Genomic DNA, 22096 nt, shown 5'->3' on the forward strand with positions numbered 1-22096 from the left:
CTGCCATTCCGGCCAGATATACTGCTTCCCGGCCTTGATCATTTGGAAATTTGAGTATTGTTTTTTTCATATCTTCCCATTTTTCCTGATCGGGCCTTCTTTTGTCACCTCACTTTCTCAATTGGTAAAACACGAGATTCTGCTTTTGGCCCCGGTGTTTTCAATTCTCTGGGCGAAATGGGGAGACCGGCAGCCAACCAGCATGGGGAAATTTTCGGCTGGCCTGTTCTTCGTCGGTCTTGGGTATCTGGCGCTCATTTTTGGAATGTGTTTTTCGAGCGGGAAAATTGGTCCGCTGTGGCTGGTGGGGTTGTATTTTCTCCACACCATCGGTGAATTGTGCCTCAGCCCGGTTGGCCTGGGCACGGTGACCCGTGTGGCTCCAGCTAAAATGGTGGGACTCCTGATGGGACTCTGGTTTGTGTTTACCGCGATTGGCAACTTTGGCGCGGGGTACATTGCCACCTATTTCAACCCGGATAAAGGCTGGACTTCGCTCCAGTTATTTTTCGGAGTTCTGGCGGTGATAGCGGTTGCCGGCGCCGTTTTGCTGGCCGTAATTCGACCTTTCGTTCAACGAATAACAGGAATGAAAGTGTAACTCAGGGTTCAGGGTCATAAGCCCCAGGATAAGGATTTCAGGCCCGGAGGGTCGTCGTGTAATAGCCGTGGTGCGAAGCCCACGGTCACGGCCAGGACGAGACCCAAACCCAACAAGAACATCGTTCAACACCAACGGAAAGGACACAGGGGTTCTTATCCTGGCGCTTATGGGGCAAGGAAATGCTTTCGAAAACCCGGAATCCGGCGGCGCGGAACTCAAAATGGTATTACTGACTGGCTTGAACTATGAAAACTGACTACTTTCGAACCAAACCGCTGGCTCAAGTGCTCAATGAAGCTGGCGAAGACGGTGAACATACCCTGCGTCGGGTTCTTGGGCCGGTGCATTTGATTGCGCTGGGAATTGGAGCGGTCATCGGCGCCGGGATTTTTGTGATTACGGGTTCGGCGGCGGCCCAATATGCCGGGCCGGCGATTACCTTGTCGTTTATCCTGGCAGGGCTCGGATGTGCGTTCGCCGGGTTATGTTATGCCGAATTCAGCACCCTGATTCCGGTTTCAGGTTCAGCTTATACCTACGGGTATGCCACGCTGGGAGAAATCGTCGCCTGGATTATCGGCTGGGATTTGATCCTCGAATATGCCTTTAGCGCCGCTACTGTTGCTTCGGGGTGGGGTGCCACGTTGGTGAGTTTGCTCCAGGATTTTGGGATTTCAATTCCTCCGCAATTGACTGAATCACCTGGGGAAACGCTGGTTCAATTCCAGGGCCGCTGGGAGTTGCTTTCGACGGTCGAGCCACTCATCCGGGCAGCCGGTGTGTCAGTTGATTCCCTGCCGCATGTGACTTCGCTGTTGAATCTGCCGGCGTTTCTGGTGATTTGCGTTGTCACGGCCATTCTTGTGGTTGGGGTTCAGGAATCTGCAGCACTCAACACCGTGATGGTGGTGGTCAAACTATGTACAGTTCTGATTTTCATCGGTGTCGCAGGGCTCTTTCTGGCAAAAAATCCAGAACTGGCGACCACCAACTGGACGCCGTACATTCCTGAAAACACAGGGCATTTTGGTGAATTCGGCTGGTCGGGTATTGCGCGTGGCGCCGGGGTTATCTTCTTTGCCTACATTGGATTTGACAGCGTTTCAACCGCTGCCCAGGAGGCCAAAAACCCGCAACGTGATATGCCGATTGGCATTTTGGGTTCGCTGGTGATTTGTACGGTGCTCTACATTGTGGTGGCCGGGTTGCTCACGGGTTCAATTTCCTATTCACGGCTCAATGTCGCGGCACCAGTGGCTCTGGCGATTGACGCCACGGGTGTTCGCTGGGGAAGTTTTCTGGTCAAGGTCGGTTCACTGGCTGGACTCAGCACCGTGATTCTGGTCACGCTGATGGGCCAATCCCGCGTGTTCCTGTCAATGTCACGGGATGGCCTGCTTCCACCCTGGGCGGCCAAAATCCATCCCCGATTTCGCACCCCCTGGATTTCTTCGATTCTGGTCGGGCTGGGCGTTGCCATCTTTGCCGCGTTGATTCCAATTGGGACGCTCGGTCAACTGGTTGCCATCGGCACCTTGCTGGCGTTTTCCATCGTCTGTGCTGGTGTCTGGATTTTGCGCATCAAGCAGCCGAATTTACATCGTCCGTTCAAAACGCCCTGGGTGCCGTTTGTGCCATTGATGGGAATTGGAATTTCCATGCTGTTGATGGTCAGTCTTCCACCTGATACCTGGATTCGGCTGGCGGTGTGGCTTGCTATCGGCATGGCCATTTATTTCGGCTATGGCCGCAACCACAGCCGGGTCCAGTCAATTCAACGAAACGAAGCTGGTTAGAATTGAAAAGGAAAAACCGCGAACACACAAATTTCAAAAAACATAGAACCCCTCCAAAAATTGACACAGTGAGTAACTCCGAAGTCAGGGTTATTCACTGTTTTGTTTTTTCACCCACCTTGTTTTCATCATTCAAAGTTCTCCATTTTCAGTTGTAAAAAACTGTAAAAGCGAGAATCCAAAGCAGTTTTCCCGGAAAAACTTCACGATTCTTTACAAACTTTTACTGAGTCACGGGCTTCTTTATGGTACTTCTATCCATCCACTCTCTACATATAACCAAACACTTTTTTAGGAGGCCCTGTGAGAGCATTGTATTCATTCGTGTTGATTGTGAGCGTGATTGGGGTGACTGGGAACCAATCACAGGTCTTTGGACAAACGGCACAGGGTGCCACAACGGCGGCGCCGGCCACGGCACCGCGCATCATCGGCGAAGTGGTTGCCGTCAATAAAGAAAAACGCGTGCTGCAAATCAAAACCGCCCAGGGTGAATGTACCGTTGCAGCCGAAGATTCAGCCGCCTGTAAACGCGTCGCCCCAGACGCGAAAACCCTCGATGGCGCTGAAACAATTGAATTTACCGATATCCGCCCCGGAGATCGGGTCTGGGCCCGCAGCACCACGGCTGTGGCTGAAACACCAAATACCTTCCTCTCGAAACAACTGGTGCTAATGAGCGCCACCTCCATTGCCGAACGCAACAAACTCGACCAGGAAGCCTGGCGACGGCGCGGCGTGCGTGGCGAAGTCGTGGCGGCGGATGTTGCCAAAAACGAGTTCACCCTCAAATTGCGCGACGGGCAGACGGTATTGATGAAACTGGCGCCACAGGCTGATATCCGACGGTTCCCGCCTGGGTCATATGAATTCACCGCTTCAAAGCCAATTACCGCCAGCGAAATCAAAATCGGTGAAACCCTGATGTGTATGGGCGACCGAAGTCCTGACGGCACGCAATTTTCAGCCGAACGCGTCGTCACTGGCGATGTCCCACGTCCAACGTTTGGACAGGTGAAAGAAATCCGGCTTGAGAAAAAGGAAATCGTCGTCCAGTCGCGCGAAGGCGAAACCGTGGTTCAACTCACCAGTGAAACTCTGCTTCGTCAAATGCCGGAAGAACTCCGCGAACAGCCCGCAAACGGCGGCGGGAACTCCGAGGCCCAGCCACAACGTCGTCAAGGTCGTCAAGGGATGCGAATGAACCCCGAAGCGATGATGGAACGGCTCAAACAAGCCCCCGAATTGAAACTTACCGAATTAAAAGTCGGCGAATACGTCATGGCCAATGGGCCCAAATCAACCGATGGCAAATCGGTGACAGCCCTGTTTCTGGTCCGCGTTCCGGCGCCGAATTTCCGGAATCAAGGTCCATCGCTCAGTTCCCCCGACGGCGGCTTGAGCGACCCAGGGTCACAACAGTAGCGGGCATAGGGTTCAGGGTTCAGGGTTTGGAAAGTCTGGATTCCTGGTTTGGGAAAGAGACCAAAACGACCAAAGTGATCAAAAAATCAAAAACCCTGAACCCTGAACCCTGAACCCTGAACCCCAATGGAAAATACCATGCACGCATTCTTTCGATTTTCTGCTTTTTTTCTCATTCTTTCTCTGGTCGTGGTGACTGCCGCGACCAGCCAGCCGGTGTTTGCCCAACGCAAAGCCAGTGGGTTGAATTTGCGAGGATTGGTTCTTGACGAATCTGGCGCCGGATTGGCCGGTGCCGAAATTACACTCACCACCAGCGCTGGAAAAGACTTGCAATCAGTTTCAGGTGAAAAAGGCGGATTTGCCTTCGATGGATTAGCACCGGGTGAATACCTGGTGAAAGTCTCAGCTCCTGGATTTGCTCCCTATCAAAGTGAAGTGATTCAGCTTGGGAATGGTCAACTGACACCGCTTGTGATCCAAATGGCGATTGAAACCGTGGCCGAACAAGTCACGGTTGATGCGAACCAGGCGCTCACCCTTTCAGCGGACAACAATGCCAGCGCCGTGGTTTTTAAAGGTGCTGATCTGGAAGCCCTTCCGGAAGATCCCGACGAACTCGCCAGCGCGCTCCAGGAACTGGCCGGGCCCGGCGGCGGGCCCGGTGGTGCCCAGCTTTTCGTGGATGGCTTTTCCGGCATTCGATTGCCGCCGAAAAGTTCAATTCGAGAAATTCGCATCAATTCCAACCCGTTTTCAGCCGAATATGATCGTCTGGGCTTTGGCCGAATTGAAATCCTGACCAAACCTGGAATCGAACAACTTCGCGGCGAAGCCTTTTTCAACTTCAATGACGAAAGTTTGAATGCCCGCAATGCGTTTGCTCCGTTTCGTGGGCCGTTGCAGGTCCGACGGTATGGCGGCAATCTGTCAGGTTCGATCATTCCGAAAAAAGCTTCGTTTTTTGTGGATTTTGAACGCCGTGACACCGATGAAAACGCCTCGGTCAATGCGACGATTCTGGATGCCAACCTGCAGCCAGTGAGCTTTTCGGATGTGATTGTGACACCGCGCCGGTTTACCACCTTTTCACCCAGGGTTGACTGGCAGTTAAATGACAAAACAACGCTGGTGGTTCGATACAGCTTGAACAACAACTCCAGTCAGAACCAGGGAATCGGCAATTTTTCACTCGAAACCCGTGGATTTGACACCACCAACCGAACCCACACCCTCAACTTTACCGCCACGACCATTTTCAGCCCGCAGGTCATCAATGAAGTCCGGCTGCAAATGACCAGACAATCCACACGATCAGTGGGTGATAATTCCCTGCCGTCAATCAATGTTTCGGGGTCTTTTAATGGCGGTGGTGCCCAGGTCGGCGAAAATGAACGATCCGAACAGCGGTTTGAATTTCAGGACTATGTCTCGATTGCGCTCAACGCCCATTCAATCAAAACCGGAGTTCGACTGCGGGGAATTCGCTCATCTGATAGCAACACGGCCAACTTTGGCGGCGCCTACACGTTTGCTGGCGACGTCAACCGCGACCCGATAACCGGCCAGCCCATTGGCGGGACGATTACCAGCCTTGAACAATACCGCCGGGTGCTGCTTGGGCTTCCGGGCTATCGTCCGTCACAGTTCACGCTCAATGCCGGAGACCCGTTTGTCTCAGTCAATCAATATGACGCCGGGGTTTTTCTCCAGGATGAATGGCGCGCCCGCGATAACCTGACGGTTTCGATGGGTTTGCGGTACGAAGCTCAGACCAACCTCAGCGCCAAATACAATTTCGCTCCACGCCTGGCATTTGCCTATGCTCCGCGTCAGGGGACAAACAGCAGCGGAAAAACGCTGGGAACGGTCATTCGCGGTGGATTTGGAATTTTCTACGACCGGTTTGACGAAAGCCTGACGCTCGGAACGCGTCGTTTGGACGGCAACCACGTCACCCAGTTTTTCACGACGCAACCTGACTTTTTCCCCAACATTCCTGATCCTTCATTTCTGAATGCCCAGCAGCCAATCCGACGCCAGATTGCTGAAGGGTTGGAAGCGCCCTATATCATTCAGGGTGGAATTGGTGTTGAGCAACAACTGCCGTGGAATCTGACGACAAGTGTGAACTACGTCTGGTCACGGGGTGTGCATCAACTTCGGTCACGCAACATCAATGCGCCGCTGCCGGGGACGTTTACAGGTATTCCCGGATCGGGAACCCGTCCGTTTGGTAACATTGGCGATATTTATCTGTATGAAGCCACCGGGAAATCTGTCACCCATCAGATTCGAGTCGGCGTCAACCGCCGGTTGGCCAATAATTTCTCGATTTTTTCGAATTACACCTGGACGAATGCCAAAAGCGACACGGAAGACGCCGGGGCATTTCCAGTCAGTAGTTATGACCTGAGCACCGAATGGGGCCGCACCGGGTTTGTCGCTCCGCACCAGTTGTTTATGGGCGGTTCGACCACGCTGCCCTGGGGAATCCGGCTCAATTCGTTTATCAATCTGCGTTCGGGCCGACCGTTTAACATTACCCTTGGGCGAGACTTAAACGGAGACACGGTCTTTACCGAACGGCCTTCGTTTGCCCAGCCTGGAACACCCGGCAGCATCACAACGGACTTTGGGACATTTAACCTCACCCCCAAACCCGGCGAAGCCTTGATCCCACGCAATTATGGTGACGGCCCTGGCTTTGCGTCCGTCAATGTCAACCTGAGCAAGACCTTCAATCTGGGTGCCAAATCCAAAAATGAAATGGCTGGCAGCCAGACAGGAGAAACCAGGATTCCCGGCGGCTTTGGCGGAATGGGCGGCGGCGGACGCGGCGGTGGTGGTCCACGTGGAGGTGGTCCTGGCGGTGGCTTTGGTGGTGATGGCGGAGACAGCCGCTATAGCCTGACGTTCTCGATTCGAGTTTCAAACTTGCTCAATCGGACCAATCTGAATAACTTTAGCGGGTCACTGACTTCCCCGATCTTTGGGCTGGCCAACTCGGCTTCCGAATCCCGTCGGATTGAAGCCCAGGTTCGATTTCGATTTTAGGGACCCAGAAGAAAATAAAATCCCAGTGAAATCGGGTTCAGGGTTCAGGGTTCCTAAATCCCCCCGGATTTTGTGGGATATGCTCAAAATGAAGCAAAAAGTCCGAAAAATAGCCTGTTTTGAGCTGTTTTATCTGTCACCCACAAAAATGTAGGTTAGCTAAGTCCTTTGTTTTCGATATAGGGTTTGCCAACCCACCCTGAACCCTGAACCCCGCTATGGCCAAAATTGATTACCCCGTTACCCCAGCCATTCGGCTTCTGCGTGAGAAGAAAATTGCGTTTGACCCGCACCTCTATGACTATGAGGAGCGCGGCGGAACCAAACATTCGGCTGAAGCGCTTGGCGTGGACGAACACATCGTTGTCAAAACGCTGGTCCTTGAAAACGACGCTCGCAAGCCGTTGATTGTGTTGATGCACGGCGATTGTGAAGTTTCAACCAAACAACTGGCCCGTACACTCGGTGTGAAGAGCATTTCCCCCTGTGACCCGGCAACGGCGCAAAAGCATTCCGGCTATCTGGTCGGAGGCACCAGCCCGTTTGGCACCAAAGCCACCATGCCGGTTTATGTCGAACGAACCATTTTCTCGCTCCCAAAAATCTACCTCAACGGTGGCAAACGCGGCTTCCTGGTTTCGATTGATCCACAGGACCTGAAGAAAGTGCTTCCGGTCACCGAGGTCGAGGTGGCGATTTCTGGGAAGTAACCGCCTGAGCCCTGGGGCTTCTTGCCGATAAGCGCCAGGACAAGGAAAATAGTCTGTGGTTTATGGTTATTTTACGACACTCGTGATGCGCTTAAACCCCGATCTGACCCAGACCGTGGGCTGCGCACCACGGCTATTATACGGCGACCCTTCGGGCCTAAAACCCTTACGCTGGCGTTTATACCCTGAACCCTGAACCCTGAACCCAAATGGTATTTTATGGCTCTCGATGCACGGTTTTTACGCGCCGAAGAATTTGGAATCCGGCTTGAACTGGTTGGCGGGTTGCCTCTGTGGGAACCGTATCCGGTGTATAAGCACCAGAAAGCAATTGACCGGATCCGGGCTACAATTGCGCCAATCCCTGAAGTTGCTGATTCTGCAAGCTCACCTTGTGCCTGTATTCATATTTCTGATGTGTATGTCAGTTTTTCGGACGGCTCTCTGAAGCGCCCAGACATTGCCATTTTTTGCCGTGAACCTGATGAAGAGGACGAAGCCATTACCTTGATTCCGGAAGCCGTCATTGAGGTTATCAGCAAAGGCTATGAAGCCAAAGACTTAGACATTGGGCCCAAATTTTACCTTGCCAACGAGGTGAAAGACGTTGTCGTTTTGAACCCCTATTCTGGCGAAGTCATCCTTTTTACCGCCTCACAGACACAACATTTTGTCTCGCCTGTCACCCTTTCCCTCCAGTGTGGTTACCGGTGTACGGTTTAAGTTTTTGATCATGAAAAAGTCGGTTCTGGTTTTGCTCGCTCTGGTGCTCGTTGCCGCCGGAGCGAGCTTTTTGTTTTCGCGTAAAAACATAAAAACTCAGAAAAGTTCTTAGCGAAATACATCTCATAAATCACTTCAGCCACATCAGGATCTGGTTGACGTCTTTTTGTTTCCATTCTCTTCGTCTTCCTTTTTTCTTGTCGAAATTTCACTCCCACCCCCTTGCGCCAAACCAGAGCTTTCGGTCAAAGTGTGCGGATGCAGCGTTGCTAAAGCATTCGACCAAATTTGTCTGGAAATTCCGACTAAATGGAGTGTGATTGCAGTGAAGTCTCAAGCCCAAACGCTATACCCAAACACCGTTTATTCTGAAGAGGTTAAGATATGAAATCCAAACTTCAGGTTGTGTTTTTGTTGTGTTTATTGGGAAGCTCTCTGATTATTTTTCCCACTCAATCGGTTCGAGCATGCGGCCCATTTTATGATGAGGCGCGATTTGTCTTTACCAAACATCCTGATCATCCGCTTCACCGGTTTGCTCAGGGTGAATTGAATGTCCTCCAGCCGGGTTATGCCTGGTCCTATTTAATCGTGGCTTATCGCTATTTCAATGGTATTGGACTTGATGAAACTGAACAGAAAGCTGCCGTGGGAAAATGGGAAACCCGATTGGGTATAACCGATGAAAGCAAGCCTGATTACTGGCTCAATCAGTGGCTTGAAGCCCGAAAAAAAGTTACTGGCATAACCAGTCCACCAACCATTTCCCAATATGTGAAGGAAGACGAAAGTTACAGCTATCAGATTGCGATTACTGGAGATGCGTTTCATCTTGCGACCCAAACCCTCGCTGAGCGAATCAACCAGTTTGGCGCCTCCAGCCCACAGGTTCGCGAATGGCTCAAAGCCCAGGATCAGGTGTTTCAAACCGCCAGCGGTGAAACCTCGATTCCCGACGCAGCACCAGCTTCGGTTGATCCAATGATAAAGGCTGATCGTGCCTATCAGATTGCCGCCGCCAATTTTTACGGAAACAACTATGAAGCGGCCCTTGCTGGCTTTGATCAAATTGCAAACGATACAAATTCTCCCTGGAAAATCATTGCCCCTTATTTGGCAATTCGGACGCTTTATCGCCAATATGAGAATCAGGATCAGAATACACCTCAACAAGATGCCGCCATCCTGAGCGATGCACGTGATCGGTGTACTAAACTTCTGGCTGATGCACAACTGAGCGAATATCACCCGGCTACCCGCCGTCTGGTGGCCGATATTCAATATGGGCAGATCGCAATTGAACTTGGAATCCCGGATTCTGAATACCTGACACCGGCACAGTTCCAGGCCCAATTCGTTGTCCTCGAACAACTCACCCTCGATGAAGCTCAAGACCTGCTGCGACCACATTCGGGCCCTGCGTTTGGGCGCAATTTGTGGAATTTCCCTGATCATTTGGACAACATCATCGAGGCCACAGCCGACGAAAATGATCCAGTGGACGTCGTGGATTATGATCGGGTCAAACGAACCTTTGAGTCGCTTCCTGCGATTCGGTTGAAAGATGATTTGATCGACTGGATTCTGGTGTTTCAAACCATGGACAATCCAGCCAGCGATTACGCCACCCAAACCTGGGAAAAGACCAGGAAACTCCACTGGCTGTGCTCGGCTTTATCCAAAACTACTGGAAATGCTCCGAAATTGGCGGCATTGCTATCGGCGGCTGAACAGGTACCGGCTGATTCGCCCGCTTATCCAATGGTGAGCTATCACCGCATTCGATTGCTGATTGAAGCCGGCAAACTCGATGACGCCCGCAAGCTTCTGGCCGAATTTATGCCAACCAGAGGTACGTCATTAACCCAATCATCGTGGAACCTGTTTTCTCAACTTCAAATGCAGGCGGCAACTGGTTTGCCCGAACTCACAAAATTCATCAGTCGTCGTCCCGCAGGTATTGTCGAGGCATATGATTATTATCAAATTTCAGCCGAATTTGGATCAAACTACTCTGATAGTCCAGAGTCAGTCAAATACAGGCAAGAACGGTTGGAAAAGGAAAAACAACCGCTCTTTGACACGCCAGCGTCTCGGATACTCAACCAGGGATTGCCACTCAGTCTGCTCGGAGAAATAATTCAGAATTCAACCCTCCCAAAACATCTACGCCGGGATCTGGCAATGGTGGTTTGGGTGAAAGCCGGGTTACTTGAAAATCGGAAGATTGCAACCCGGGCATCGCGTGTGGTTGGCAAACTGGTTCCAGAATTAAAAAACCTGACAGCGGCCTATCGTTCGTCAAAATCATCCGCGAAAGCCAGATTTGCGCTTATTTTCGCGGTGCTTCGGTTTCCAGGGCTTCGCCCGCATATCGTGGCTGGGGTACCCCGGCCTAAGCGACTCAGTAAAATTGATGGCCATCGTGACAACTGGTGGTGTGCATTTGACACCAGAGGAGAAGTCTCAGCCCAAAGTTATGAAAAATACAATGGCAACGGCCTGAATGAGGAATATGGCCCCGATGGGTCTCCGCTTCCTCAACCACCATTTGACCCGGCCAAAGCGTTTTACCCACCTGCTTTTTTAACGACTTCCCAGAAAGAGGCAGCCTTCGATGAATGGAAAGCACTGGTGGCCATTGGAACAGCACCCAATTATCTGTGCCGCCAGACGATTGATTTTGCCCGAAAATACCCACGGGATCCGCATGTTCCTGAAGCGCTGCATCTGGCAGTTCGGTCAACCCGGTATGGATCTACGGATGACACAACCACGGATTTTTCAAAAGAAGCCTTCCTGCTTCTCAAAAAGAAATACCCCAGGACTCATTGGGCCCAGAAGACGAAATATTATTTTTAAGTTCAAGGGTTTGAGGCTCACAGAAATCCAACTTTTCCAATGATGAAGCCTGCCCCCGTAGCCTGTTTCCGAGTAGGGTTCAGTCACACATGAAAAAACCGTTCCTGATTCTGCTCGCTCTGGTGCTCGTTGCCGCCGGAGCGAGTTTTTTGTTTTCGCGTAAAAACATAAAAAACCAGAAAAGTTTTTCGGTTGATTGCCAAAAACCCCGAATCCAGGCAATTCCCCGTCTGATGCTCTGGGCCTGGGAACGCCCCGAAGACCTTCGGTTCCTTGACCCGGCCCAGGCAGGTGTGGCCTATCTGGCGGCAACCTTGACATTGTCGGGTGATGGGGTTGCGGTTCGTCCACGATTACAACCGCTCAAAGTGCCTGCGGGAGCCTATATCATGACCGTGGTGCGCATTGAGGTGGATTCAGAGCACGCTCCAACCCGAAGCGAAGCACAGCGCCAACAAACCGTGGCCGAAGTCCTCAAGGCCATGAAATCGCCAAATGTCGCCGCACTCCAGATTGATTTTGATGCCAGACAATCGGAACGTGACTTTTATCGTGCCCTGCTGACTGACCTGCGGGCCAACCTTCCAGAAACCATGCCGCTGGTGATGACGGCACTGGCATCGTGGTGTTTGTTTGATGACTGGATTCACGACCTGCCAGTGGATGACGTCGTCCCGATGGTTTTTCGAATGGGAAAAGACACGGAAAACGTCGTGAAGTTCCTTGCATCCAACCAGTCCTTTCGGTCAAAGTTGTGCGGATGCAGCGTTGGTGTCGCCCTCGACGAACTTCGTCCCGAAATTCCGACCAACCGGCGTGTGTACGCATTTAATCTTCGATCCTGGACGCCGCAACAATTCAAGTTTTTTTCAGAAAAGGTAAGGCAATGAAATCCAAGCTTCAGGCCGTGTTTTTGTTGTGTCTCTTGGGTGTGTCACTGGTGGTCTTCCCGCCGCAACCGGTCCGGGCCTGCGGGCCGGACTTTGGCACTGCCCGCTTTATATTTACCAAACATCCTGATTTTCCGCTTCGACGGTTTGCACGAGGCGAACTCAACGTCCTGCAACCAGCTTATGCCTGGTCCTATTTGATCGTCGCGTATCGCTATTTGAACAGTATCGGCCTGGACGAAACTGAACAGGAAGCCGCCGTTGCCAAATGGGAGGCCCGACTTGGCATCAGTCAGGAGAGCAAAAGTGACTACTGGCTCAACCAATGGCTCGACGCTCGCAAATCAGTGCCAAATGCTCCGGCCAATCCCAAAGTCGTTGAATTCATCAAAGATCCCGATGGATATTCATCCAAAGTCGCGGTTTCCGCTGAAGCCTTTCAGGTTGCGATTCGGACGCTGAACGAACGGGCCAAACAATTTGGCGCCAGCAGTCCGCAGGTTCGCGAATGGCTCACCGCCCAGGATCAGGTCTTTCAGACCGCCAGTGGTGAGCCAGCGATTCCATCAGAACCTGCCGCCTCGCTGGACCCGATGATAAAGGCTGACCGCGCCTACCAGATTGCCGCCGCCAATTTCTATGCCGACGAACACGACCTGGCCGTCAAAGGCTTTGACCAGATTGCCAAAGACGGCAAATCACCCTGGAAAATGATTGCTCCGTATCTGGCGATTCGGACACTAAATCGAAAATTCGAGAAACAGATTCAGACAACGCCTGAAGAGCAGGCCAAACTCTTTGGAGATATCCGCGACCGGAGCGCCAAAGTACTGGCTGACAAACAGTTGAGTGAATACCACACGGCGACGCGACGCTTGCTGGCGAATGTTCAGTTGACCGAAATCGCGGCTAAAAAGACTGGAAGCGAACCAGACAGCACACCAATCCCAGAACAGGAACAGGCTGAAATTGCCGTGTTGGAATCGCTGACACTCGATCTGGCACACGATCTGCTGAGGACACATTCAGGACCTAATTTTGGTCGGAACTTGTGGATGTTTCCAAACCGGCTCGATGACGTCATTGAAAAAACAACCCCAGATGAAGAGTACTGGGACGCGGTGGATTTTGACCGGGTCAATCGGAAATTTAAGTCACTGCCGGCCATTCGGCTCAAGGATGACCTGATTGACTGGGTGCTGGTTTTTCAAACGATGGATGACGCCGCCAACGACTATGCCGTCAAAACCTGGGAAAAGACCGGGAAACTCCACTGGCTGTGTGCTGCTTTAACCAAAGCCGCTGGAGATTCACCAAAACTGGCCAATCTGATTTCAGCCGCCGAACGAGTTCCGGCTGATTCACCGGCCTACACGATGACAACCTACCATCGCCTTCGATTGCTGGTTGAAACCGGTAAAATAGACGACGCTCGCAAAATACTGGCTGACTTTATGAAAACCAAAGACGGCACGTTGACTCAATCAACCGCGAATCTGTTTTCACAACTTCAGATGCATACGGCCACCAGCTTGACCGAACTGGCCAAATACCTTGGCCGCCGTCCGGCAGGCATTACCGATTCCTTTGATTTTTCCCAGTTGTCGGCTGATTTTATACCAGTGTACCCGGACTCGCCGGAATCAGCAGACTTCAAGAAACAACGACTGGAAGATGAAAAACAAGTGCGTTTTGACGTCCAGGCCGGGCGCGTCATCAATCAAGGGCTGCCGCTGAGTCAGCTTGGCGCACTTCTTCAAGACACCTCGCTCCCCAAAAATCTGCGTGGGAATCTGGCGCTGGCCGTTTGGGTCAAAGCCGGGTTGCTTGAAAACCGTGACGTCGCCACCCAGGCATCACTCGTGGTTGACAAACTGGTACCGGAACTCAAAGAAATGACCTCGGCCTATCGGGCGGCCAACACCGCGCCGGAAGCCAAATTTGCCCTGATTTTCGCCGTGCTGCGCTTTCCTGGCTTGCGCCCGCATATTGTGAACGGCCTGGAACGCACAGAAACACTCGACACAATTGACAGTTATCGCGATAACTGGTGGTGCAACTTTGACGGCAAACTCGAAGTCTCGACCGGGAATTTTGAGAAGTTCAACTACTATGATCCCGATCAAGAATACGGCCCCGACGGCGAGCCAAAACCCAAACCACAAGTGCCGTTTGATCCAGCCAAAGCGTTCTTCCCGCCAGCCTTTTTGACGGCTGAACAAAAGGAAGCCGCCTTTAAAGAATGGAAAGCCCTGGTCGCGATTGGAACCGCACCGAACTACCTCTGCCGCCAGACGATTGACTGGGCGAAGAAAAATCCGACCGATGCGCGGGTGCCCGAAGCCCTCCATCTGGCAGTGCGCACCACGCGGTTTGGCTGTACCAATGACACCACGACCAATCTTTCCAAAGAAGCCTTCCAGCTTCTGAAAAAGAAATACCCAACTGATCCCTGGGCGCAGAAGACGAAGTACCATTATTAGGGTTTGGGGTTCAGGGTTCGGGGTTCAGGGTTTTTGAAGGGTGAAGGATGAGCAATTGTCCTTTACCCTTTTGCCCAAATTTAGATTTGAGGAGGGTCATTGACCATGGAATTTCGAATTGAAGCCAAAATTGAACCAAATGGGACAATCGTTTTGCACGACCTCCCTTTTCACGAAGGTGATAAAGTGATGGTTGTCATCACAACTCGTCCTGACAATTCATCCCAAAGTTCAGACTATTCCTTGCGAGGATTACCCGTGGAATACAAAGACCCGTTTGACCCTGTAGCTGAAAATGATTGGGGGGTTTTGTCATGATCTTAAAAATTACCTCAACTTCAAAAGTTCGAACTCTTCTCACATTTGGTCTGCTGGATGCCCTTTTTATGTGGTGTCTTTTTCTGATTCCGGTTTTGGTGGTGGCGGTGTTGAGTGGGCAACATCTTCAGAGTGACCTGCCACGTTTTCTTCAATTGTACTGGCCGGTTTGCCTTTTTCTGGCTTTTCCAATCTCAGTGCTCACTGCCTGGCGAGGGGCGCTGGACGCGTTTCGAACCCAGCGTGGCAAGGGGTTACCAGCCAGAGCCGTCGCTGAGGGCTTTATCCTTGGAATGGGCTATGCCGTTGTTTTCTTTACCTTTGGATATGTTCAACAGGTTTTGGCTGCAGGTACGATTTATGACGAAGTGACAGCACAACCCACCAATCCCTGGGCCTGGGCGAAACTCCTTGCGAGTATACTGCCATATAGTTTTTTATGCGGTATAGCAGGCAGTTGTTTAGGGCTTTTGATTCACGAGTTAAACCGGTCATTGATCGGAGGTGTGGATGGGATATTCCATCGAAAAATTGAAACGACCTTATGACTACAAAGTGCTGGTGGAGGCGTATGTCCGAACTCAACGAGAGGATTATGTTCACCCGGATTTTGCTGCCTATTATCAAAGCCTTTGTGCTGTGTTGGAAAAGCAATTTGAGGTTCGCTTTTCCGCTGAATACTTCTCTGATTCAAAAGCGGCGTTGTGGATGTTGTTTGAATCAACGGTTGGATCTTTGCTCCGAATTACAACTCCCTGGGATGCTTTTCTTGAAGAAACCCTGATTGTCTCCACATTACAAAAAAGCGGAAACGCTGGAAAAAGAATAGACCAGGCCAGTCAAACCATCTTGCAAGCAACCAGAGAGAGCCGGCAGGCTCATTTAGAGATATTGCACGAACTGTTCGCCCTGATGTATAGCAAAACCGATGTGATCATTACTTCTGAACAACTTGCACTGGTCGGGTTTGATGATTCACAAGAACCTGACATCAGGGACTATTATGATGACTTTTAAATCAGCCACTTATGGTTTCAAAGGACACTCGCATATTTTCTGAAACCCTGAACCCTGAACCCCAAACCCTGAACCCCAAACCCTATTTTCCTTCTATGCCCCACTATCTCGACATTTCCCAATGGGCCCGGCGCGATTTATTTGAATTTTTTCGCGAATATGACAACCCATACTTCAATATCTGCACGCGACTTGACATTACCAAACTCAAGCCAGCGGTTGCCCAGGTGCCACAGGCGACAATTTTTCTTGGGTATCAGTACATTGCGCTCCGGCTGGTCAACGAAATCGAATCGTTTCGTTATCGGCTCGAAGATGGCAAAGTTCGCGTGTATGACGTGATCCACGGCGGAACCACCGTGCTGATGGAAAACGGGAGCTTTACGTTTGCTTACTTCGATTATGACGTCCGGTTTTCGAAATTCGTGACTGGTGCCCTGGAAGAACTCGCCCGCGTCAAAGCCGGTGATGGCAGACTGCATCCCAAACACGAAGACAACGCCCGGATTCACTCGACCACCCTGCCCTGGATTTCCTTCACGAGCTTTACCAATGCCCGTAAATGGCGGCAGGAAGACTCGATTCCGAAATTTGCCTTTGGCCGCTTCGTCACTGAAGGCGACCGGGTATTGCTCCCGATTTCCATCGAAGTCCACCACGCCCTGATGGATGGCTACCACGTCGGACAATACCTCAACCGGTTTGAAGAAATTTTGGAAGATCCCGCCAAAGTTCTGCTTGAGGGATAAAGAATGGAGTACAAGTGTATGTTGAAGCAACTCACCCAGAAACCTCTGCGGCCAGCTACCAGGCGTTGTCTCCTCATCGGCTGGTCAGTATTGATTGCCGTCACGGCTACGCTGGGAGCACTCCATTACGAAACAAATGTCAAAGCTCGAAAAGTGGCGGTGTGGCTTTCCCGCACCAAACCTGGTGTCTATTCCCACCACATTGATTGGGCTCAGATGGATCCGGTAACGCTGGTTAAGGCACTTCACCAATGCCCGCAAATAGTTGTGACTCCGGCATCTCAACCACCAGCTTTTTGGATGAAACCCCACCACAAGCTGTACCTGTTCTTTTTGATCAATTCCACTGAGTCATCAGCTCACATCAATGACGTGTTATGCAGTTTAAATCCCCAAGAACGTACAACTACCAGAGAGGTAGCCTGGTATTTGGTCAATGAATTTGGGATTGGCAAAGCACCAACTCGGATGGTTACTCCACGCAAAGGGATGGTTCCGATATATCCAGGCGCTTCTCAGCCTGGAAATCGGGAATAAGTTTAGAGTTCCGCCTTCAGGCGGTTCATTTGTACTCAAGTGTTACTCAACCCTTTCAAATCGTATCTGAAATTCCAAAGCCGCCTGAAGGTGGAACTCTAAACTTTTCTCCCGAAACTGAACTATGTTTCAATTTGTTGAGAAATACCTTTCAACTCGCTATTCCTACCTCGAACTCTTGTGTTCGTGTGGGTTTGAGCAAAAGCTTTTTCCCAACTATCCGCGGTACTACCAGTTTGAAAACCAGGAAGTCATGCCGGTATTGGTGCGCCTGGCCTGGTGTCAGGAGTGTCGGCATTTTGTTGAATCCGAAGACTTGACGACGGCTCAAACGATTTTAGAGGTACTCCAAACGGTACAGACACAATTGATTCCAGTTCACGGACTGATCGAAGGCGACCCACCGGCTCCGACAGATCGCTGTGTTTTTTATCACGCCAAACTCAAATTGTTGCTGGCACGTCAATCACCGCCAAAGTGCCTGCGGTGTAGCTCGACTGACATCATCCCCTTTTCTGTTTCAACCGATGAGCAGCCGCTGCATCCTGGATGCGGTCAGTTTTGTAAGATAACCAGGAAAGTGATGTCATTTGGGGATCCGTTTTTTTATGTTTTGTACACGCGGGAGGGCGAGTGGATTTCACAAATGTGGGCTTCGTCATAACTGCTCGTCAGCCAAGGGTTTACCGGCTTGTGATTGCCCCCGAAGATTGAGTTTTCTTTCAGTTTTCCAAATTCAATTTATTCGGCACGTGGGTTGCTGTGAAGCCAGCAGGACAATTTGATTTTCAATTGGCTGAAATTCAGAAAAGGACGAAAAGGACATAAGGGACGGAAAAGAAGTCAGGAAAACCCTGATCCGGGCTTGTCCAGGAAGTCCTTTTAAGAAGAGAGGTCTCACATGCCCAAAGGGTTTATTCCAAAACACGGTGGCTATCAAAAACTGCTTTCCTACCAGAAAGCTGAGATTGTCTATGATGCCACGGTGTATTTTACTCGGCGCTTTTACCGAATCGGCGACCGGACGATTGATCAGATGGTCCAGGCCGCCCGTTCCGGAAAACAAAACATCGCTGAAGCCAGCCTTGCATCAGGGACTTCGAAAGAAACCGAGATCAAACTCACCAATGTTGCCCGCGCCAGTTTGGAAGAACTCCTGATTGACTACCGTGACTTTCTGAGAACCCGAAATCTCGATGAATGGTCACCTGACCACTCCTACACCCGGCGATTGCGCGAACTCAACCGCCAGCCTGACGCAACATTTGAGACCTTTCGCAAAGGAATTGAGCACCCGGATCCAGCCATTTCAGCCAACGTCATTGTCGGACTGATCAAAGTCACCTGCTTTTTGCTGGACCAGCAACTCAAAAAACTGGAACAGGAATTTCTCAAAAAAGGCGGCCTTCGCGAGCGGATGACTCAGGCCCGAATTGCAGCCAGAAATACTGGCCTAAAAAAGTCCAACTGACTTTCCTCAAAAGTCTTTATGTCCCTTATGTCCCTTATGTCCTTTATGTCCTTTTTTGCCCTCTCACTCAGGTTATTTGGTCCAATGGGTTTGATAAAACAACGTCCAGGTCTGGCCGTTGTCGTCTGAAACCTCCATGACCTGGTCAAGCCCGTTTTTGGTGATATTGGAATATTTCAATCGCCCAAGCTGAACTCGATTATTTGCCGGATTGCGGAAATTCCCGGTGAGTATCATTTCTCCACGTTCAAACTTTCCAGTGAGTTGCAAAAATAACCCGTTACTATCGGCATAGGTTTGGGTCCAGGTTTGGTTGACTTTGTCATACACATTGATGCTTGATCCGCCGCTTGACCCATCTGGCGCCGCCCAGGTTTCCATCAGCGCCGTGCCACCCGCAACGATTTTGACCGTGTCGGTAAAGGGAAGTGTCCCAGGTCCAGTTACCCGCCATTTCCCAACCCAAAAATCAAACTCACGAGCTTCGGGCGGAATGACATTATAAACAACCGGTTTGGCTTTGGGTTGAGCCTTTTTTTCTTGAAGAGCAACGGCTGGACTGGCCCACAGTAGACACACCCCAACCAGGAACAGAATTGATATAAACGATTTTCTCATGGTGGAAAAACTCCTCGCACGCAGTATTACTTCTTTTGAGATGAAGCGGCCTGGATTGACCTGGTTGGGTCAGAATGCCCAACCACAATCGCCATCACGGCTACGATCATCGCGAGCAACGACTGTAGCGCAAAACGTTGACGACTCAAGAGTTCGGTCATCCTCTGATTGAGAGAACTCAAATGAAACACCCGAATAGCTGGTTGAGGTTCACTCCGCTGGTCGAGCATCGGCAGCGGTGTCCCCTTACGGTTCAGAACCAGAAATGTCAGGATGGGAGGTGGAAATTGGACAATCGGACAATAGACTTCCGGCAAAACTTGATCATCTGTGCCAGGAAGCAAGGTATTTTCAACCACTCCGATAATTGTCCGCCAGCCCCGAGGATCACCAGGGTTTAAATTGAGCCGGTGACCAAGTGGATTCTCACCCGGCCAGTAGGCATCGGCAACCGCACGATTGATAATCACGACCCGTTCTGAATTGGATCGGTCTTCGGCTGTAAAATCCCGTCCAAGCAGAATCCGGGACTGAAAGGCGGCAAAATAGCCGGGGCTGACGGCGCTCACACCATGGGTTGGAAATTTCCCGGTGCGTTCAGGACGGTATCCTTCGATCTCAATTGACCAGTCAGCCTTTCGGGGACCGAACGGGAACCGACTGGAAGCACAGACAGCCGTCACACCATCGAGGGATCGAATTCGCTGAGTGGTCTCATTCAGAAATTGCTCGACCACAGCCGGGTCTTTTGGATTTACTCCGGGTAATCGAACTTGAAACGTGAACCAGTCGCGGACGTCGTGCCCTCCAACTTTCTGATGTTTTTCAAGCGTTATCTGATACATTCCTGCAACCACAGCCAGACCCAGAAAAAGGGTTACTGCCACCGACTGAAACGCCCGTTTTGGCCAGGTTGGAGAAATAATTTCTGCTGACACCAGGGATTGGCTGGCCCGAAAGCTCCGGATGATCACCATCAGCATCAGCACAACACAGGTAGTTGCCCACACCCATCCATCAAGTCGGGCTGGTTCAACCTGGAGAACTGGCTGCAAAAACACGTGATTGACCAGCTTCAAATACCATATTCCAGCCAGACCACCGCCGATCATCCCCAGAGTGATCAGCCCCCAGCCTTCTCCGAGACTCCACCGAAAACGTTGACGTGAGTTGGTCGCAAAATCAGTCTCAACCGGTTGCCGACCCTCGGTTCGAATGGTGGCCCACACCGCCAGACCAAAGACACCCACCGTTCCGGCAAACAGCCACAGAATGGTTGTGTACCAGTCACCCAACCACCACTGGCGCACGCTCTTGACCGTCATTCCCCACACTGGCCACTGCACGTCGGTCACTGGCGGCGTTGGCTTTAGCTTCCGAGCCAGCATGTCGAGTTCCTGTTGCACCTCGTTGACGGTCATTCCAGGTTGGAGTCGCCCAAAAACAGTGAGAAATCGGGTGTCCCGCTCAGTCTGGCTTCCCAAATTGGCCGGAGATGTCAATTGGATCCACACATTGATCTGGCCTGGGAGATCAAACCCGGCGGGCATCACGCCCTGAATTTGATAGGGCTTCTGATCAACTTCAATCTGGGTTCCAAGAATATCCGGCGTTGCGTCAAAATACTGTTTCCAAAACCGGTGACTGATCACAACACCTGGCAGTGATTGAGATGAATTGGGTTCCGCTGGCCAGTGGCAGGTTCCCAATGCGGCCCCGCCTGACGTGAGTGATAAAAATCCATCCGAGACCCGGCCTAGCTTCACGGCCACTGAGGTGTGTGTGAATGAAACATTCGCCAGCGAAGGGTGGAGGGCTTCGATTGCCTGCAGCGATGTCACACTGTGTTGCAGGTCATAAAATTCAGAAACTGAAAACGGAAGCTTTTTGGATTCGATGACCGAACAGGTGTTGTTGACAACCACCAGACTGTCCACCTGGGCCATGGGCAATGGCAACCAGAAGCCCGCACCAACCACAGCCAGCCCAACCATCAAGCAACTGATCCCGGCGGAAAGCATTCCGCTTGATACCAGAGCCGTTCGCGGATACCGAATAACCGCCGCCATGCCCTGGGCGAAATCTCCGACCCACTCAACCAAACCACTGGATTCAGCTCTCAAAACCAACGCATCAACCACCGCTCCACTGCAGTAATTCAATGCCTTGAAATGCCTTTTTCGATTGAAGCGGTGCCGCTGGTGCAATTGCCTCCAGTGAAAAATAATTTCGGCCTGCCACTCCTGCTTCCAATCGGTTCGCTGACATCGAGGCACCACCACCGCAATAGTCGAAATCAACGACAAGAGCAACTGGAGTTTGAATTCCGATGGTGAATCCAGTTTCAGCATACCGATTACCCCTGGGAAGGTCGCTCTTTCCGCGGCAGATTTGGAATCATGGTTTCAAGTAATCGAAACCGTTTGACCGCCTCAGCTAATGACTGTTCACCGGTTGGGGTCACTCCATAATACTTTCGAGGCGGACGAAGCTCCTGCTGGGCAATCTCGGCGGCTTCCCACTGAGAAGCAATCAACCCGGATTGTTCGAGGCGACGCAAGGCTGGATAGACAGTGCCACTGGGTAATCCCGTGACATCCATAATATCAAAGCCGTATTGGTACCCATTGACGATAACCTGGAGAATCAAGGCCGAAGGATAGGTCAGATTGACTTTTGCAGGCACAACTGAAGTCCTCAATTGATATATGTACTATTCTACCTATGTAGATCTCTACCTATATAAAGTATCCTGGTTCAGACTGTCAAGCATTTCATTCGAAATGATCAACCCTTGGTCCGAACCGACGTCCCAAAGAATCTGGCGTGAAGGCCA

Annotated in this window: 19 protein-coding genes; 16 read left to right on the plus strand and 3 right to left on the minus strand. The window is 51.2% G+C overall.

Annotation, left to right across the window (positions count from 1 at the left end):
• Positions 1–145 precede the first annotated feature (145 nt).
• From HY774_25640 to HY774_25715, 16 genes are all read left to right on the plus strand, one after another.
• Positions 146–601, plus strand: coding sequence for a hypothetical protein (locus HY774_25640; GenBank protein ID MBI4751882.1), 456 nt, complete (start codon positions 146–148; stop codon positions 599–601).
• 248 nt (positions 602–849) lie between these two features.
• Positions 850–2400, plus strand: a complete 1551-nt coding sequence (locus HY774_25645; GenBank protein MBI4751883.1) for an amino acid permease — start codon at positions 850–852, stop codon at positions 2398–2400.
• Positions 2401–2703: 303 nt separating this feature from the next.
• Positions 2704–3825, plus strand: coding sequence for a hypothetical protein (locus HY774_25650; GenBank protein ID MBI4751884.1), 1122 nt, complete (start codon positions 2704–2706; stop codon positions 3823–3825).
• A gap of 138 nt (positions 3826–3963) precedes the next feature.
• Entirely contained in the window at positions 3964–6882 is a 2919-nt protein-coding gene (locus HY774_25655) for a TonB-dependent receptor (protein MBI4751885.1), read from the plus strand.
• A gap of 218 nt (positions 6883–7100) precedes the next feature.
• Entirely contained in the window at positions 7101–7592 is a 492-nt protein-coding gene (ybaK, locus tag HY774_25660) for a Cys-tRNA(Pro) deacylase (GenBank protein ID MBI4751886.1), read from the plus strand.
• A 219-nt stretch (positions 7593–7811) separates the two neighbouring features.
• A complete protein-coding gene (locus HY774_25665; protein ID MBI4751887.1) occupies positions 7812–8315 on the plus strand; it encodes a Uma2 family endonuclease in 504 nt (167 codons plus the stop codon).
• A 384-nt stretch (positions 8316–8699) separates the two neighbouring features.
• Entirely contained in the window at positions 8700–11177 is a 2478-nt protein-coding gene (locus HY774_25670; protein ID MBI4751888.1) for a hypothetical protein, read from the plus strand.
• An 89-nt stretch (positions 11178–11266) separates the two neighbouring features.
• Positions 11267–12067 (plus strand): DUF3142 domain-containing protein, encoded by an 801-nt coding sequence (locus HY774_25675; GenBank protein MBI4751889.1) that lies wholly within the window; start codon positions 11267–11269, stop codon positions 12065–12067.
• The gene (locus tag HY774_25680) at positions 12064–14550 is read left to right on the plus strand and encodes a hypothetical protein (GenBank protein MBI4751890.1); all 2487 of its coding nucleotides are present in this window, start codon (positions 12064–12066) and stop codon (positions 14548–14550) included. Before HY774_25675 ends, HY774_25680 begins: the two co-directional genes overlap by 4 nt.
• Before the next feature lie 105 nt (positions 14551–14655).
• Positions 14656–14868 (plus strand): hypothetical protein, encoded by a 213-nt coding sequence (locus HY774_25685; protein ID MBI4751891.1) that lies wholly within the window; start codon positions 14656–14658, stop codon positions 14866–14868.
• A gap of 68 nt (positions 14869–14936) precedes the next feature.
• A complete protein-coding gene (locus tag HY774_25690) occupies positions 14937–15416 on the plus strand; it encodes a hypothetical protein (GenBank protein MBI4751892.1) in 480 nt (159 codons plus the stop codon).
• Positions 15379–15885, plus strand: a complete 507-nt coding sequence (locus HY774_25695; GenBank protein ID MBI4751893.1) for a hypothetical protein — start codon at positions 15379–15381, stop codon at positions 15883–15885. The genes HY774_25690 and HY774_25695 overlap by 38 nt, the downstream gene beginning before the upstream one ends.
• 11 nt (positions 15886–15896) lie before the next feature.
• Positions 15897–16634 carry a hypothetical protein gene (locus HY774_25700; GenBank protein MBI4751894.1) on the plus strand — a complete coding sequence of 246 codons (738 nt, stop codon included), beginning with the start codon at positions 15897–15899 and terminating at the stop codon, positions 16632–16634.
• Positions 16635–16652: 18 nt separating this feature from the next.
• Positions 16653–17171 (plus strand): hypothetical protein, encoded by a 519-nt coding sequence (locus HY774_25705; protein MBI4751895.1) that lies wholly within the window; start codon positions 16653–16655, stop codon positions 17169–17171.
• 124 nt (positions 17172–17295) lie between these two features.
• A complete protein-coding gene (locus HY774_25710; protein MBI4751896.1) occupies positions 17296–17835 on the plus strand; it encodes a hypothetical protein in 540 nt (179 codons plus the stop codon).
• A 237-nt stretch (positions 17836–18072) separates the two neighbouring features.
• On the plus strand, positions 18073–18642 hold the full coding sequence (locus tag HY774_25715) for a four helix bundle protein (GenBank protein ID MBI4751897.1): 570 nt from the start codon (positions 18073–18075) through the stop codon (positions 18640–18642).
• Between the two features lie 72 nt (positions 18643–18714).
• On the opposite strand, the gene HY774_25720 is transcribed toward HY774_25715, so the two are convergent.
• The 3 genes from HY774_25720 to HY774_25730 are packed head-to-tail and all read right to left on the minus strand — an operon-like array spanning position 18715 to position 21946.
• A complete protein-coding gene (locus HY774_25720) occupies positions 18715–19260 on the minus strand; it encodes a hypothetical protein (GenBank protein ID MBI4751898.1) in 546 nt (181 codons plus the stop codon).
• A 26-nt stretch (positions 19261–19286) separates the two neighbouring features.
• Positions 19287–21611 carry an ABC transporter permease gene (locus HY774_25725; GenBank protein MBI4751899.1) on the minus strand — a complete coding sequence of 775 codons (2325 nt, stop codon included), beginning with the start codon at positions 21609–21611 and terminating at the stop codon, positions 19287–19289.
• Between the two features lie 5 nt (positions 21612–21616).
• The gene (locus HY774_25730; protein ID MBI4751900.1) at positions 21617–21946 is read right to left on the minus strand and encodes a PadR family transcriptional regulator; all 330 of its coding nucleotides are present in this window, start codon (positions 21944–21946) and stop codon (positions 21617–21619) included.
• Positions 21947–22096 lie beyond the last annotated feature (150 nt).

It is taken from the genome of Acidobacteriota bacterium (assembly GCA_016208495.1).
Classification (GTDB): domain Bacteria; phylum Acidobacteriota; class Blastocatellia; order Chloracidobacteriales; family Chloracidobacteriaceae; genus JACQXX01.